Here is a 15,462-nt window from a genome sequence, read left to right as displayed (position 1 = left end):
TGCGATGCCCAGATGTCTAGGGAGCCGACCTCAAATACGGCCGACACGGCGTCGCACTCGAGATCGCACTGACTTTGCAGAAAAGCGGCTAAATCGAAGTCAGCGCCTGATCCATGTCCGCAACGAGATCCGGTCCGTGTTCTATCCCGATCGAAAGGCGAAGAAGGTTTTCCGGGATGCCCGAGCCTTCACCTTCGATCGTGTACCGGTGCTCCACGAGGCTTTCCGTCCCACCAAGAGACGTGGCTCGCTGGAAGACATCCAGATTTCCGGCAACTTTCAGCGCAGACCCTTCGTTGCCTTTGACAAGCACGGACATCAGCGACCCGAAGCCGCCGGTCATCTGGGACTTGGCCAGTTCGTGCTGCGGGTGGTTTGAAAGTCCGGGATAAAGCACTGCCTCGACGTTCGTGTGTGTTTGGAGAAAGTTTGCCAGATGGATGGCATTGGCATTCATTCTTTCAACACGAAGGGCCAAAGTTCGAAGCCCGCGGAGCAACAGCCAGGTTTCGAAGGAACCCAGCACCGCACCGGCGTTCTGTCGCTCCTCGCAAATGAATGTCCAGGTTTCGCTGGCCGGATCAGCGACCGTCACCACACCGCCGAGCAGGTCGGAATGGCCATTGAGGGCCTTCGTGGCGGCATGCACGACGAGATCCGCGCCGAAGGCGAGGGGTTTCAGGATCAGGGGTGTTGCCGCAGTTGCATCAACGGCAAGGACTGCGTTCCCGCGTTTGCAGAGTTTTGAGATCTCCCGAATGTCCGCAACCTTCAAAAAGGGATTGCTGGGCACTTCAAGCCAGACCATGTCGGGCTGTGTGATCGAAAACTCGTCACGAAAAGCTTCCAGATCACTCGCGTCAGCCTCCACGAGCACTATGTTGTTGCGCGCGCAGTGCTTGCGAAGAAAAAGAGTTGTGCCCCAATAGATACCGGACTGCGCCAGCACCGTTCCACCCGGCTTGACGCTGCGAATAATCGCCGCGATTGCAGCCATGCCTGAAGCGAACAGGCGGCTCTGTGCACCTTCTTCGAGAGAGGCGATCAGCTTCTCCGTTTTATCGTAAAGCGTATTGCTGTCCCGGCTGTAAATGTGACCGGCGAGAACTGGTTGGTAGTCTTCATCGCGCACGAATGTCGTCGCCGTCTGGATCGGCGGAACGACAGCGCCCGTCGCCGGGTCAAAGCCACCACCGGCATGCGCAAGAAGGCTGTCGGGATGAAGACCGGCGCTTTGAGTTGGAGATTTGGACATGTGACCTTGTCGGGTTCTTGCGTTTGGAAATGGCGACCGAGATTAGCGCTTCAGGTGGCGGGTGAGACGCGCTTCAATCTTGTCCCAGACCCGGCGAAGCGTTTCCACGATGAGAAGATAGAGGACGGCCGCCCAGATATAGGCTTGAAAGTCATAGGAACGGGAATAGGCGCGTCGTGTCTCACCCATCAGATCATAGATCGTGACGATGGACGCGATTGCCGACCCCTTGATCATTAGAATGATCTCGTTGCCGTAGGGACGAAGCGCGACCATCAGTGCTTGCGGCAGAATGACCTTGAAAAACGTAACGGGTCGTGAAAGCCCCAGTGCGGATGCTCCTTCCCACTGCCCCTTCGGAACATTCAGAATAGCACCACGCAGGATCTCCGCCTGATATGCTGACGTATTCAGCGAAAACGCCAAAATGACACAATACCAGGCCTCCCGGAAAAAAGTCCAAAGACCAACAGCTTCGAGTTCATGTCTGAATGAACCCGCTCCGTAATAGATCAAAAATGTCTGCGCTATGAGCGGTGTGCCGCGAAAGAAATAGACATAAGCGTACGCGGGCCAAGCAAAGATTTTTTGTTTTGAATTCCTGGCAAGTGCGATCACAAGGCTCAAAATAGCGCCAATAAGAAGTGAGACCGACACAATCTGAAGCGTAACGACGAACCCCACTACAAACTTGAACCAGTATTTTTGGAAAAACGTGCTCTGAATGTTGGAGCCCAGATAGTAGATCAGGGAAATGCCCGAAAGGATCCAAACCACCATCAGCACGTGGCCTGCAATACGTGTATTGGTCCAAGGGCGTGGTGGAGATGGCGGGCGCGTTTTTCCAGTTTCAGGGGAGGCTGCTATCACTTTGAAACGTCTCCCCGTTTCGACCAGCGCTCAATGCGCACGAGACCCGTGGAAGACAACATTGCAAGAACAAGATAAATCAGACATGCCAAACCAAAGAATAGGAATGGTTCTTTAGTCACCCGTGCCGCAATGCCGGACATACGCAGCAGATCTTCGAGGCCAATCACAGAGACAAGTGCGGTATCTTTGAGAAGAATTAACCAAAGGTTCCCAAGCGCAGGAAGCGCAAGTCGTATGAGTTGTGGCAGGACCACAAGTCCGAGTGTCTGTGTTTTTGAAAGTCCAAGAGCGTATCCGCCTTCATATTGTCCTTGCGGTATGCCGCGAAACGCCGACAAAAACGCCTCTGAAGCATAAGATGAGAATACAACGGAAAGAGCGACCACTCCGGCCGCGAAGGAATTGACCTCAATTGCGACTTCGAAACCCATTAGTTTGAGCGCTAGTTGAAGTCCAATCTGAAGCCCGTAAAAAACCAGAAAAAGCGTAAGCAGTTCGGGAAGGCCGCGAAAAATTGTTGTGTAGATATTCGACGCTAGCTTCAAACTGGGTTCGGAAGAGTTTTTTGCGAGCGCAATAAAAAAGCCAAGCACAAGCCCGAAGGGTAAAGTTACAACCGCCAGAGAAACCGTCACAAGCACGCCTCTGGCGATTTGATCACCCCAGCCTTCATCCCCGAAGGACAAAAGCGTCAATATTTCATTCATGGGCCATTGAAACTTTCTTCTGGAATTTGATGAAAAGGTCCCAAGTCGGCTGAAGATACATTCTTCAATCACAAAAAACGCGGCACGTGTGAGCGCGCCGCGCTTGAATCAAGTTGCTAAGTTAACAAACTCAGCCACCATAGACATCAAATGTGAAATACGTGTCGTTGATTTCTTTGTATTTTCCATTTGCCAATATTGTCTCGAGGGCCTTGTTGAACATTTCTTTCAACTCGCCATCGTCCTTGCGAATGGCAATACCTGCGCCTTCACCATTGATGACAGGGTCCGGTGTGAGAGTTCCAAGAATTTTGCAGCAAGTTCCGTCTTCTGTCCCCAGCCACTCCGAAAGCACGACAACGTCATCGATGACAGCATCCAGTCGGCCACTGGACAAATCGAGCTTGTATTCTTCCGCGGTTGGATAAAGGCTCAGGCTCGCAGAAGACAGTTTCTCTTCAGCATAGTTCGAGTGCGTCGATGCAGACTGTGCACCCAACTTCGCCCCGTCCAGATCTGCGTCGGTCGTGCCGGCCAGTTTTGACTCCTTCAGCACAGCGATAGCAGGCGGTGTATTGTAGTACTTGTTGGTGAAGTCTACTTTTTCTTTACGCTCGTCTGTGATGGACATTGACGCGATAATCGCGTCAAATTTTCCGGCTTGCAGGCCTGGAATGATGCCGTCCCAATCAGAGATGACGAATTCACACTCGACCTTCATTTCTTCACAAAGAGCCTTGGCGACGTCGATATCAAAACCGACCAGATCACCGTTTGCCGTCATATTGTTGAATGGAGGGTAGGCGCCTTCAGTGCCGATACGGACCTTTGACCAATCTTTCGCCTGAGCGCCGCCAACGGCAGCCAGAACAGCAACAGCGGCTGCAGCCATACGCAAAACACGCATTTTCAATTCCCCTAATATTTTGTTCGCGGCGCAAGCGGGTTCGTCCCGCCTTTTTGCCCGATGGCCCTATTCCATACACTTCCGACTAAATTTCAAGCATGCCTACGAAAAAAACACAGTGCAATTTTGTGTTTTTCGCGCCTTGCGCGTGTGTGCCCGTGGGGAAGGCATCGCTAGGCTGTGAGTTGAAAGTACAATCCGACCGTTTTCCGGGCAGTGGCGAGGGTGTGGTATCGGCCTCTCCACAGGGGGAGCGAAGAGGCGATGGATCAAACTTGTTCATCAAACCATGAAACAGTTGAATTGGTTCTCGCAGCTCCAACCCACTAGCAATGGTCAAACGCAAATTCGGATCGCCCGATTTTTATAAGTGCTATTGGCCGCGAAGCAGGAGTGCAGGATGACATCTTTCGAACTCTTCATCGGAAACAAGAACTATTCGTCCTGGTCACTGCGGCCTTGGATCGCCCTTCGCCACAAGAAGATCCCGTTCGAGGAGAAACTTGTTCCCTTTGATTTTGAAAACGGGAATCCCGAGTTCCGTGCGTTTTCTCCGAGCATGAAAGTCCCCGTTCTTAAAGACGGCGATCTGACGGTCTGGGACAGTCTGGCGATACTTGAATACGCTGCCGATTGTTTCCCGGAAAAAGGTCTCTGGCCGGAAGACAAAAGAGCACGTGCCACGGCCCGCGCCGTATCTGCCGAGATGCATTCCGGTTTTTCCGCCCTGCGCAACGCATGCCCAATGAATATGCGTCGCCCAATAGAGGTTTTGGCCGTGGACGTGGCCGTTACTGCGGATATCGAGCGAATCCTCGAGATCTGGAGTGAATGCCTGGAGAATTCAGGCGGTCCTTTCCTCTTTGGTGATTTCACCATAGCCGACGCCATGTATGCGCCGGTCGTCAGCAGGTTCGCGACCTACACTTTGACGGATGCTCCGGTTTACCAGCAATATCATGCGGCCCTGACAGGAACGGACGCCTGGCAAGCCTGGGAAGCGGACGCGCTGAAGGAAACCTGGTACGTCGCGGTGGACGAGGTCTAGGCGAGACCTTTCAATTTGCCTTGCCGTGGAACGACTGGTCCAGGGCGCCTTTTTCCCTGAAATAAGCCTGAAGCTGATCAACGAACCGGCGAACCTTGGTCGGAATGAACCGGTTGGACGGATAGACCGCATGAATCGGATGCGGCGGGTACTGCCACTCCGGCAGCACCAGTTCCAGCTCGCCCGTCGACAGGTAAGGCTCGATCAGCCAGCGGTTGGCGATCGAAATTCCAAGACCTGCAAGCGCCGCCTGGCGCAATGTCGCTGAGTTGTTGACGATCATTGTGGGGGCGATCTTGATGGATAGTTTTTCCCCGAGCTTGCTTATGAAAGGCACGCGGTCGCCGGTCGAGATGTTCTTGTAAAGCAGGTAGTCGTGATCCGGCAGATCTGCCGGGTGGCGCGGACGACCTTTCCTCGCCAGATAATCGGGTGAAGCGACCAGGCACCGCTGTGCGACGCCCAGCCGTCGCACGATCAGCCGTTCGTCCTTGATTTCGCCCATGCGGATGGAAAGGTCGAGACGCTCCTGGATAACGTCAACGAACTGATCGGACATTGAAACATCGAGGACGAGGCAGGGGTGCTCTTTCTTGAAGCGGATCAGGAAATCCGACAGGACGCTCTCTGCAAATCCGAGTGGCAGCCCGATCGAGAGCTGTCCCGACATTTGGGCCTCATCGCTTTGAACCGCTCTGTCGGCCTCCACGAGCCGCTCCAGGATATCGCGTGCGTAAGCATAGTAACGCTCACCTGCTTCGGTCAGACGCAATTGCCGGGTGGTGCGGTTCAAGAGACGAGCGCCGAGCTGGTCCTCCAGGCTCCTGACCTGCTGACTGATAGCGGGCTGGGAAACGCCGAGGTGCTTGGCCGCGGCGGAAAAACTTCCAAGATTGACCGACTGAACGAATCCGGAAAGCGCGCTGAGCTTGTCCATATTATCTCGCATTCCAAAGAGCGTGGGTACCGGGCCGATATATAACTCTTGCTTATGAGTTTTATAAGGCTTGCAGCTCTTCTAAACCGCGTCGAATGAAACACTTTCTAGAGAGCCCCACCGGTGTCACGGCCGGGGTTCTTCAAAAGCATCTTCTTCAGGTCAAGCCGGGAGGCACTACATGACCCAATCCAATCTCTCTCTCTCCAGACGATCTCTTCTGGGCGCGGCGGCCGGGGCAGGCGCGCTTGCAGCCGCTGGCGGTGTCACTTTTGTGCCTGGCGCAGCGAACGCAGCAGCACCGAAGGCTGGCGAGCCGATGGCCGGTGCATTGCGCTACAAGGTGGGTGACATGGAAGTTACCGCTCTATTGGACGGTTACCTCGATGTCACTCCGGAAGTGGTTGTCGGCTACGACGCGGACGAAGGTCAGCGCTTGCGCGAAGCAGCGCTCATCGATGGGGACGCTCTGCGCATCCCGGTGAATGCCTATCTGGTCAATACGGGCGAACGCCTTGTGCTGGTTGATGCCGGTACGTCCGATGCCCTCGGCCCGACAATGGGGCGTTTGCCGTCCGCGCTGGAAGCCGCGGGTGTATCGCCTGACCAAATCGATGCGATAATGATCACCCACATGCATCCGGACCACCTGTTCGGTGCAGTGGATGGCGATGGCAACAGAGTGTTCGCCAATGCCGAGCTCATTCTCCCGGAAGTCGATAATGCTTTCTGGTTTGACGACGCTGCGATGAATGGTGCACCGGAACAGTTCAAAACCTTCTTTCTCGGTGCGCGCCAGGCAGCTGATGCCTACAAGGGCAATCAGACGCTGTTCTCGGGCGACAAGGAACTGATGCCTGGCGTTCGGTCGATGGCGTTGCCTGGTCACACACCTGGTCATACCGGATATGTCTTTGACAGCAATGGGGAAACCCTGGTGGTCGCGGGCGACATCATTCACATGACGGTGTATCAGTTCGACAAACCGGACTGGGGCATCGGCTTCGACATCGATTCCGCCCAGGCGGCTCAAACGCGCCAGAAATTCTTCGACCAGGCCGCGAGCGAGAAATTGTTCTTTGCCGGTGCTCATATTCCCTTCCCGGGCATGGGACGGGTCGTGAAGACCGGTGATACCTACCGCTTTGTGCCGGCGAACTGGCCTTACGCCTATTGATAAGCTGCCGTTATTGCGCCCGGCGGGAAACTGCCGGGCTCACCTTATGCCGAACCCGGAAAACGGAAGAAAGGCGACGGTGTCGCCCTTCTTGATGTGCGTGACATCTTCAGGGATTTCGATGAGACCGTCTGCTTCGCGCAGCCCCGTGATCAGGCCCGAACCGTCGCGCATGAACTTCTGGGCACAGGTTCTGCCGTGTTCGTCTGTTTGCAAAAAGCCACGGTAGAATTCGCGCCTGTCCGCCTTCTTTTTCGGAATGTCAAATGCCGCCGGCAACGGAAACGCTTGTGGCTCAAGAAACGGACCGCCCGCAAGCACGCTGATCACCGGGCGTGCATAAAGAAGAAAGCACACCATCGCCGCAACCGGATTGCCCGGCAAACCGAGGAAAACGCACGATCCGATGTTTCCGAACATCATTGGCCGGCCGGGCTTGATGGCCAGCTGCCACATATGCCTGTTGCCGAGCCTGTCGAGAGCATGAAGCACGTGGTCTTCTTCTCCACGGCTTGCCCCTCCTGTTGTCAGGATGATGTCGAACTTCGCAGCCGCGTCACGCAAGGTTCCCTCGACCACGTCTTCATCGTCTTTCAGGATCCCGAGATCCTCGATGTTGACGGGGACTGTGTCGGCCAGACCTCGCAAGAGGAAATGATTGGCATCATAAACGTCGCCAACCGTGATCAGCTCGCCGGGGCGCCGCAGTTCATCTCCCGTCGAGATGAGCGCAACATTCAGTTTTGTGTAGGCTTGCACATCAGGCTGTCCGGTTGAAGCAATTGCGGCAAGATCCTGCGGGCGCAGTCTTTGTCCTGATTGCAAAATAGATGCGCCTTCCGCGACATCCTCGCCAGCCTTCCGGCAATTTGCACCTTTCTTCAGGCCCTGTGGCACGATAACGAAATTCTCGCCGTCCTGAACGTGCGTTTCACAATCTTCCTGCATCGCGACGGTGTCGGATCCGGGAGGCATGACGGCACCGGTGAATATGCGGGCTGCCGCCCATGGCCCTAGCAGGGTGTTGCTCGCGTGCCCAGCGGCAACGCGCTGCTGTAGACGGAAAAAACCTCCGGCTTCGTCGAAATCCGCGTGCCGGAAGGCGTATCCGTCGACCGCTGAATTATCCGCCAGGGGAACATTACGTGGAGCTGTGAGGTCTTCAGCCAGAATGCGTTCCAGAGCATCTTCAAGCCTGACCGTTTCAATTCCGGTAATAGCGGTGAGTCTGCTCTTGAGGATCTCGAGGGCTTCAGCGTGCCTCAGACGATCCTTGTCATGCAGGAAGCAATCGTCCAGCAGGGTTTTTGCCGTCATGGTGCCGTTCCGCTGAGCTTGAGGTGATCTTGAATGAAATCGGCCATAGAGGCGACGTCGTCGAGATCGAAAGCCGGAAGAGCTTCGTTGGGCAGGGGATGGTCGGCAGCGACGGCTAAAATATTTGGGTCCTTCGGTGCGAGAGGTCCCCGATCGACGGTTTCGGTGCGACGCGCCTCGATCTTGGGATGGTTTTCGCGCTTGTAGCCTTCGATCAAAATGAGATCGCATGGAGCCAGACGGGCGAGGATATCTTCAAGAGGTGGTTCTTCTTCGTTTCGAAGTTCGTGCATGAGGGCCCATCGTCGTCCCGAGACAAGAGCGACTTCGCTTGCCCCGGCTTCCCGGTGCCTGTAGCTGTCGGCACCGGGCCGGTCGATATCAAAATTGTGGTGTGCGTGTTTCACCGTTGACACCTTGAACCCGCGGGCCGTGAATTCGGCAACCAGACGGGTCACGAGCTGCGTCTTGCCGGAGTTCTTCCAGCCCGTGATACCGAAGACGGGTGTATGTGTCATGAGAAGCAGGCACTCAGAGTTTTGCGTACGGTGGCCAGATCGTCGGGCCGGTTTGCATTGAAGAACGGGTCGAGCCCGGTTGCCGGGTCCAGATCAAAGGAAACCTCGACACTGTCGTGCCGGTCGACAAATGCCAAAACCTTTCCACTTTGACCGGTTCGAAGCCAGGTCTGAAGATCATTCAGAAGGCTGACAGGCCAAAGCCCGAACACGGGATGGAGTTTGCTGGACGAGGACGCAAGGGCGATCACCGGTTCATCTGCCGGAACAGCGCCGATCAGGCTTTCAACAAGCGCGGTTGGAAAAAACGGCGTATCGCCGGCAACAGAGACCACGTGGCTGACGCCTGGACAGTTTTCGGCGGCATAGGTCAGTCCTGCAAGAACACCTGCCAATGGTCCGGCAAATTCGCCAATCGGATCCGCCATAACGGGCAGTTCATACCGAGCGAACCTTTGAGGATCGCCATTGGCATTCAAGATGATGTTCGGAACCTGAGGTGACAACCTGGCAAGAATTATGTCCAGCATGGATTTTCCGCCGAGATCCAAAAGGCTTTTGTCGCCTCCGCCCATACGTCTGGATTGGCCGCCCGCCAAAACACAGCCGAGCACCTTGTCTGCGGTCAAAGCTTTCCGCTTCGCCATCATTTTGCTGCCAAACTCCCTTTTCGTTTCACCTTCTCAGGTTCGTCATCCGCACTGCCCGGATCCATATCGAAATCGATGCGTTCGGCACCTGACAGCGCAACAAAGCGCTTGCCTCTGGCGCGTCCGATCAGGGTTAGGCCTGCCTGCCGGGCCAACTCGACACCCCAGGCCGTGAAACCTGATCGCGAAACAAGGATGGGGATCCCCATCATGACGGTCTTTATGACCATTTCGGATGTCAACCGGCCGGTGGTGTAAAACATCTTGTCCTCCGCCGGGACTTCGTTCAGCACCATCCAGCCCGCGATCTTGTCGACTGCATTGTGCCGGCCGACATCTTCCATATAAACCAGAGGCGTGTCCTCTCGGCACAGAACGCAGCCGTGGATCGCACCCGCCTCCAGGTAAAGCGAAGGAGTTGTGTTGATGGTTTTTGTAAGAGCGTAGAGCCAGGAAGTCTTTAGCCTTGCATCCGGTGCCAGAGAGACTGTCTCGAAGCCTTCCATGACATCGCCGAAAACAGTGCCCTGGGCACATCCTGAGGTTCGGACTTTCTTCTTGAGTTTTTCCTCAAAATTCGTTTCCCGCTCAGTCCGCACCACAACGACATCGAGGTCTTCGTCAAAATCGATCCCGGTGATGACGTCGTCTTCCGCCAGCATGTTCTGGTTTTTAAGGTAGCCGACGGCTAGCAAGTCGGGATGATCGCCGATAGTCATCATGGTGACGACTTCCTGTGAATTCAGGTAAAGCGTCAACGGCTTCTCGGTTACGACCCGTGTTTCAACAACAGCTCCGTTCTGGTCTGTGCCGCTGACGGAGGTTGAAAGCCTGGAATCCAGAGGATCGGGTTGCAGCAGGTAAGGGCCTGACAAAGGCGCGCGACTCCACATGTATCTGTTTTCGAAACACTATGGGACGCAAAAGGGGAAGGGCAAGAACTTACTTTGCAAAAGAGACGCTTGTGTCCAAATCGGCAAACGACCTTAACGTCGCGAGACCCGGGAAGAACAGGGTGGGCACTGGACAGCATGGAGCCGAAATTCACCCTGATCCCGGGATTTGTCATTCATGCGCGCACGACCTGACAAAAGGCGTTTGCTCAAAAGAGCGATAAGACCAATAGATCAGATCATCAGCATGTCGTTGGTCAGTCTGCCCGCCTGCAGTTCCGAAGCAAAGTGACTGAACGCCAAATAGGCCTCGTCGCGCGTTACTTCTGCGGGATGATCAAGCAGCGGACGCAGAACGGGATATTGCGAGGCAGCGACGCCGTCGGTCAGATCTCGGAAGAACATCAGTGAATTCGGAAACAGACGAAAGTCGACCGGTTCGTGAATGATGCCTTCGATGTCGTTCAACCGCGGATCATTCATCACACAGTAGACCGTGTCCAGGACCTGTCCTGTCTGGCCTTCGAGCACTTGAATGATGTGCTGGTCCACAAGCAAAAGCGCACCCGTCACACCGGCCTTCCGGTTGATCCGGCGGATCCGAAGCAGGGTCCTGTCGATTTCGTCGGGAAGGGGTAAACGCATGTTTCCCCATTTGATTTTGCTGCGATAGCAAGCGCGGTAAAGCTCCATTGCGTGTCCAATCGTTTTTGCCGATAGAACCAGCCTGCGCTTCAATTCCTCACAATTGCTTAAAATCTTAGTCAATTTCAAAGAAGAGCGTGGAAAACAACACGAATATCCCAAGGTTCCGGGAAAAGTTGTGCTTCACAGATGCGTTCTTGGTTAAAGAAAGCTGTGTAAAACAACCGTTCCTGATCTTTGTGTGGAAAGTCCGGCTCAGCGATACTCGGTTAGCTTGAAGTTCAACCCATTTTTAACTGCTGGCCATTCGTGCGCGAGAATCGAATAAACGGCCGTATCTCGAAGCGAACCGTCCGCTGTTCGCTGATGGGATCTGAGCACGCCATCTAGCTTTGCCCCAAGACGCTCGATCGCTGTGCGGCTTTGCCTGTTCATGAAATGAGTGCGGAATTCTACCGCAATGCAGTCAAGATCTTCAAAGGCATGGGCGAGTAGCATGAGCTTGCATTCAGTATTGAGCGGTGTGCGCTGAACGGACTTGCGATACCAGGTCGAGCCGATTTCCACTCTCTTATGTACCGCGTCGATGTTCATGTATGTGGTCATGCCGACTGCCTTGCCGTCCGGCGTCAGCACTGCGAACGGCAGCATGGATCCTGTCTTTTGAAGCGCAAGACGCCGATCGATTTCGTGTGACACCTGATCTGGAGAAGGTATGGAAGTGTACCAGGCCTTCCAGAGGTCAGCTTCCGCACATGCTTCGGCAAGCTCGGCCGCGTGAGCTTGCGAAAGCGGGGTGAGCGATGCATGCGTGCCGTTCAAGGTGATTGCAGGAGGCCAGCTCATTCAGATACTCCAACATGGATAGGGTGCGGATTGCGTTAGAACGGCCGTTCTTCACCGCTCCATTTGAAAAACTTGCCTGTGTCGGTTAGCTGCAGCGAGGAAGCAACGTTCAGTATCCCTTTGGCAACCACAGCGGCATCATTGTCAGCGCCGAGGCCACCCATATCCGTCCGCACCCAGCCCGGATCGATCAGGGCGACGGGAATACCCTCCGGTTCGAGCTCGGTCGAAAGGCCTTGCATGACCTTGTTGACCGCGGCTTTTGAGACGCGATAGGAGAGCGCGTCCGATTTGCGATAACCCATCCACGACATCTGGCTTGAGATCGTCAGGATTCTGGCGCTGTCAGATTTGCGAAGATGCGGCAGAAACGCCTGGGAAACCGCAAGCGGTGCGAGCGTATTGACCTCAAGCGTTTTCAGGAAGACATCGAAATCCATGTCCAGCGGCGAGTTCCGCTCCCTTGAGAGGACGCCCGCGTTGTTGATCAGAAGGTCCAGTTTTCCCGGTATTTCATGAGCAACAGCGCTTAAGGCCTCTCGATCCGTCACGTCGAAAACCAGAGGAATGTAATCTTGGCCAAGCTGCTCGGCGCTCTGGCGGGCAGCGTCAGGTGTTCTGACAGAACCAAACACTTGCCAACCATCTGAGAGTGCTGCACGAGCAAGTTCGAATCCGATCCCGCGATTGGTTGCGGTGATAAGGCATGTGGGCATTGATCGTCCTGAATTTATTGCGAACCGGAACGGTGTGAATTGGTGGCTCAGACTATCTCCGGAGCTCTCGTACGCAACCCGCTTTGATCTTTTTCATCCGAATAAAAGAAGCAAGAAATGGCTGCCGCTGTCCCAATTAGGCAATTGCAGCAATTTGGCAGGTTGTTTTTGTCGCCGTGGAAATTAAGTTTCCGTTCAAAATACCAGCTCACTTGCTATTTTGCAGGTGAAACAACAGGACCTGTCTATGAGCGAAACAACCAAAAATGCGGTCATCGAAAAGCTGCGGCAAATCAAGGGCCCGGATCTGGAAGGGGATATCATTTCGCTCGGTCTTGTCTCCGACGTTTTCGTGTCGGATGGCCGTGTCGCCTTCTCCATAACGGTGCCGGCCGAAAGGGCGCAGGAACTCGAGCCCTTACGCCAGGCTGCGGAAAAAGTGGTCCGTGAAGTCGATGGCGTTGAAAACGCGATGGTTGCCCTCACAGCCGAACGCGCGCCGGGCGGCGCACGCAATACGCCGACAAAGCCTGCGCCACGCCAGCCTCAGAGGGGGGCGGAAGAGCAGGCCACACCAAAGCCCGGTGTTCCGGGGATCAAACACATTGTCGCCGTCGCATCCGGAAAGGGCGGTGTTGGCAAATCGACCACAACGGCAAACCTTGCGCTCGGCATGGCGTCCAACGGCCTGAAGGTGGGCGTGCTGGACGCAGACATCTACGGTCCGTCGGTGCCGAGGTTGTTCAATGTGTCGGGCAGGCCCGAGTCGGTTTCCGGTCGGATTCTGAAACCGCTGGAAGGTTATGGCATCAAGGTGATGTCGATGGGGTTCATGGTCGAAGAGGAAACCCCGATGATCTGGCGTGGTCCGATGGTCATATCGGCGCTTACTCAAATGTTGAGGGAAGTCGCCTGGGGAGATCTTGATGTTCTGGTTGTCGACATGCCTCCTGGAACAGGCGATGCCCAGCTGACAATGGCGCAACAGGTGCCGCTTGCAGGCGCTGTTATCGTGTCCACGCCGCAGGATCTCGCCCTGATCGACGCGCGCAAGGGGCTGAATATGTTCAAGCGTGTCGATGTTCCCGTTCTCGGCATCATCGAAAACATGAGCTATTTCATGTGCCCGGACTGCGGCAGCCGGCATGATATCTTCGGTCATGGCGGCGCACGTGCGGAAGCGACCAGACTTGGCGTCCCGTTCCTGGGCGAAATTCCTTTGACCATGAAAATCCGGGAAACGTCTGATGCGGGAACACCCATTGTGGTTTCCGACCCCGAGGGGCCGGTTGCCGCGATCTACAAGCAGATCGCGGCACAGGTCGTGTCCGCGATTGAGGACCCTGCGGCCAATGCTGATCGCAGCGCGCCCAAAATCGTCTTCGATTAATGCATGGCAATGAAACTCGTTTTGGCCGGTACCAACACCGGCCAAAACGGGTTCTCCTTCTTTTTGGGCTTGCGACCCTGTCACGTCAGCTGGTGAAAACGGCTGTTCAATTCAGTAGGCTGGACTGAATGGTCTCTGCGTAAAGATATTATTTTACAGATATTTATGAGGTATGTTACGCGCGGACCGTTCCTTGCCTGCCGCCGGATATTAACAGGTTTACCTAGCGTTATCTGGGGTTTCACGCGCTGATCACGCCACGTGCTTAGAGTACCCTCCGTTGAGTCATTCGACTCTTCAATTCTATGTAGAAGGTACATCAGCGGGCATGGCACTTCGCCATTCAAAACCAGTGCAAAATGAAGGTGTTCCTTCCATTGGCGTGCTGATCGCGATTTCAACGGTCAGCCCCTTGGCGATGCAGATCTATTTGCCCTCGCTGGCCGGGATGATGATTGTCTTCTCGGCGTCTGCAGGTGAAATCCAACTCTCCATGTCGGCCTATTTTATCGCTGTCGCTGTCTCGCAACTCTTCTGGGGTCCGTTGTCAGACCAGTTTGGCCGCCGTCCGGTAATTGTGGTCGGCATGGTTTTGTTCGTCCTCGGCAGCATCCTGTGCCTGATTGCACCGACAATCGAAGCCCTGATTGCAGCCCGCGTTCTTCAGGCGGCCGGTGGGTGTACCGGTATGGTCCTCGGGCGTGCCATTGTCCGCGACATTTACGGTCCAAGGCAATCGGCAAGCATGATCGGCTATGTGACAATGGGCATGGCAGTGATGCCCACCATCGCGCCGGCGGTCGGGGGGCTGCTTGACCAGTTCTACGGATGGCAGGGCGGCTTCTTTCTGCTGTTGCTGATTGGGTTAGCCGTTTTGGCAGCCAGCATTTTCCTGCTGCCGGAAACAAACCGTCATCGCAGCCGTGTCGGTCCGGGGCAGGTTCTTCGTTCCTATGGCATCCTGATAAAGGAGCGTCTCTTCTGGAGCTATGCACTGACGGCTGCATTCTCAGCGCTGACCTATTTTGCCTATCTCGGTGGAGCTCCTTTCATTGCCGCGCAACTTCTGTCTCTAAGTGCAGCGGAGATGGGCTTCTACTTCATGTTCGTTGCCCTTGGATACATTGTCGGTAATTACATATCCGGCCGATTTGCAGCGCGGATTGGCCTTTATCCGATGATATTGACGGGAACGCTCATAAGTGTGTTCTCGGTCTGCCTGATAGGCGGCTTTGCTTATTTCGGCATCGTAACGGCAGCAAGCCTGTTTCTGCCGATGTTCGTTTTGGGACTTGGTAACGGTGTCTGCCTCCCGAGTGCGATCTCGGGTGCCGTCAGCGTTCGTCCGAAACTCGCCGGTGCGGCATCCGGACTAGTCACGTCGATGCAGGTCGGTATGGGCGCATTCGCCGGCTCGCTCGTGGCCTGGCTGTTTGCTGAAAGCTTCCTTGCGGGCTCTCCCTGGAGCATGATCCTGATCATGGCAATAGGTATCGTGATCAGTCTGTTCGCCGCGCTCTCAATCAAGCGCGTCGAAGGTGCTCAGGAACTGATGCCTGCGGAATGAGCGCGTAGACCTGGCG

16 protein-coding genes are annotated in these 15,462 nt (G+C 55.2%); 4 read left to right on the top strand and 12 right to left on the bottom strand.

Annotated features, from left to right (window positions below):
• Nucleotides 1-88: 88 nt before the first annotated feature.
• The 4 genes from Q0915_RS10745 to Q0915_RS10730 all read right to left on the bottom strand — a co-directional run bounded on the left by Q0915_RS10745 (nucleotide 89) and on the right by Q0915_RS10730 (nucleotide 3,742).
• Nucleotides 89-1,255 (bottom strand): PLP-dependent aspartate aminotransferase family protein, encoded by a 1,167-nt coding sequence (locus Q0915_RS10745; RefSeq protein WP_299471186.1) that lies wholly within the window; start codon nucleotides 1,253-1,255, stop codon nucleotides 89-91.
• 42 nt (nucleotides 1,256-1,297) lie between these two features.
• A complete protein-coding gene (locus Q0915_RS10740) occupies nucleotides 1,298-2,125 on the bottom strand; it encodes an ABC transporter permease (protein WP_299471185.1) in 828 nt (275 codons plus the stop codon).
• Nucleotides 2,122-2,835: an ABC transporter permease gene (locus Q0915_RS10735; protein WP_299472307.1), complete on the bottom strand. Its 714-nt coding sequence runs from the start codon at nucleotides 2,833-2,835 to the stop codon at nucleotides 2,122-2,124. Before Q0915_RS10735 ends, Q0915_RS10740 begins: the two co-directional genes overlap by 4 nt.
• 130 nt (nucleotides 2,836-2,965) lie before the next feature.
• The gene (locus Q0915_RS10730; protein ID WP_299471183.1) at nucleotides 2,966-3,742 is read right to left on the bottom strand and encodes an ABC transporter substrate-binding protein; all 777 of its coding nucleotides are present in this window, start codon (nucleotides 3,740-3,742) and stop codon (nucleotides 2,966-2,968) included.
• Between the two features lie 400 nt (nucleotides 3,743-4,142).
• Here Q0915_RS10730 and Q0915_RS10725 point away from each other — a divergent pair, with 400 nt between their 5' ends.
• Nucleotides 4,143-4,790, top strand: a complete 648-nt coding sequence (locus Q0915_RS10725; RefSeq protein WP_299471181.1) for a glutathione S-transferase family protein — start codon at nucleotides 4,143-4,145, stop codon at nucleotides 4,788-4,790.
• Nucleotides 4,791-4,800: 10 nt separating this feature from the next.
• Here the strand turns inward: Q0915_RS10725 and Q0915_RS10720 are convergent, their stop codons facing one another.
• Complete coding sequence (locus tag Q0915_RS10720; protein WP_299471179.1) at nucleotides 4,801-5,727, bottom strand: LysR family transcriptional regulator; 927 nt, start codon at nucleotides 5,725-5,727, stop codon at nucleotides 4,801-4,803.
• A 181-nt stretch (nucleotides 5,728-5,908) separates the two neighbouring features.
• Between Q0915_RS10720 and Q0915_RS10715 the strand changes: the two genes are divergently transcribed.
• Entirely contained in the window at nucleotides 5,909-6,904 is a 996-nt protein-coding gene (locus Q0915_RS10715) for an MBL fold metallo-hydrolase (protein WP_299471177.1), read from the top strand.
• A gap of 39 nt (nucleotides 6,905-6,943) precedes the next feature.
• Here Q0915_RS10715 and glp read toward each other — a convergent pair whose 3' ends face one another.
• From glp to Q0915_RS10680, 7 genes are all read right to left on the bottom strand, one after another.
• Nucleotides 6,944-8,221 (bottom strand): gephyrin-like molybdotransferase Glp, encoded by a 1,278-nt coding sequence (glp, locus tag Q0915_RS10710; RefSeq protein WP_299471176.1) that lies wholly within the window; start codon nucleotides 8,219-8,221, stop codon nucleotides 6,944-6,946.
• On the bottom strand, nucleotides 8,218-8,739 hold the full coding sequence (gene mobB / locus Q0915_RS10705) for a molybdopterin-guanine dinucleotide biosynthesis protein B (protein WP_299471174.1): 522 nt from the start codon (nucleotides 8,737-8,739) through the stop codon (nucleotides 8,218-8,220). Before mobB ends, glp begins: the two co-directional genes overlap by 4 nt.
• The gene (gene mobA / locus Q0915_RS10700; protein WP_299471172.1) at nucleotides 8,736-9,386 is read right to left on the bottom strand and encodes a molybdenum cofactor guanylyltransferase MobA; all 651 of its coding nucleotides are present in this window, start codon (nucleotides 9,384-9,386) and stop codon (nucleotides 8,736-8,738) included. Before mobA ends, mobB begins: the two co-directional genes overlap by 4 nt.
• Entirely contained in the window at nucleotides 9,386-10,282 is an 897-nt protein-coding gene (gene fdhD, locus Q0915_RS10695) for a formate dehydrogenase accessory sulfurtransferase FdhD (RefSeq protein WP_299471170.1), read from the bottom strand. Before fdhD ends, mobA begins: the two co-directional genes overlap by 1 nt.
• A 234-nt stretch (nucleotides 10,283-10,516) precedes the next feature.
• Entirely contained in the window at nucleotides 10,517-10,975 is a 459-nt protein-coding gene (locus tag Q0915_RS10690) for a BLUF domain-containing protein (protein ID WP_299471168.1), read from the bottom strand.
• 207 nt (nucleotides 10,976-11,182) lie between these two features.
• A complete protein-coding gene (locus Q0915_RS10685; RefSeq protein ID WP_299471166.1) occupies nucleotides 11,183-11,773 on the bottom strand; it encodes a GNAT family protein in 591 nt (196 codons plus the stop codon).
• Nucleotides 11,774-11,808: 35 nt separating this feature from the next.
• Nucleotides 11,809-12,489, bottom strand: a complete 681-nt coding sequence (locus Q0915_RS10680) for an SDR family oxidoreductase (protein ID WP_299471164.1) — start codon at nucleotides 12,487-12,489, stop codon at nucleotides 11,809-11,811.
• Between the two features lie 247 nt (nucleotides 12,490-12,736).
• Here Q0915_RS10680 and Q0915_RS10675 point away from each other — a divergent pair, with 247 nt between their 5' ends.
• Together Q0915_RS10675 and Q0915_RS10670 are read left to right on the top strand one after the other, a co-directional pair.
• Nucleotides 12,737-13,879, top strand: coding sequence for an Mrp/NBP35 family ATP-binding protein (locus tag Q0915_RS10675; protein WP_299471162.1), 1,143 nt, complete (start codon nucleotides 12,737-12,739; stop codon nucleotides 13,877-13,879).
• 328 nt (nucleotides 13,880-14,207) lie between these two features.
• Nucleotides 14,208-15,446, top strand: coding sequence for a multidrug effflux MFS transporter (locus Q0915_RS10670; RefSeq protein WP_299471160.1), 1,239 nt, complete (start codon nucleotides 14,208-14,210; stop codon nucleotides 15,444-15,446).
• Nucleotides 15,447-15,462 lie beyond the last annotated feature (16 nt).

The organism is uncultured Roseibium sp., from assembly GCF_947494555.1.
Taxonomy (GTDB): domain Bacteria; phylum Pseudomonadota; class Alphaproteobacteria; order Rhizobiales; family Stappiaceae; genus Roseibium.
The sequence above is the reverse complement of the archived record's forward strand: the minus strand, read 5'-3'. Positions and strand labels throughout refer to the sequence as shown.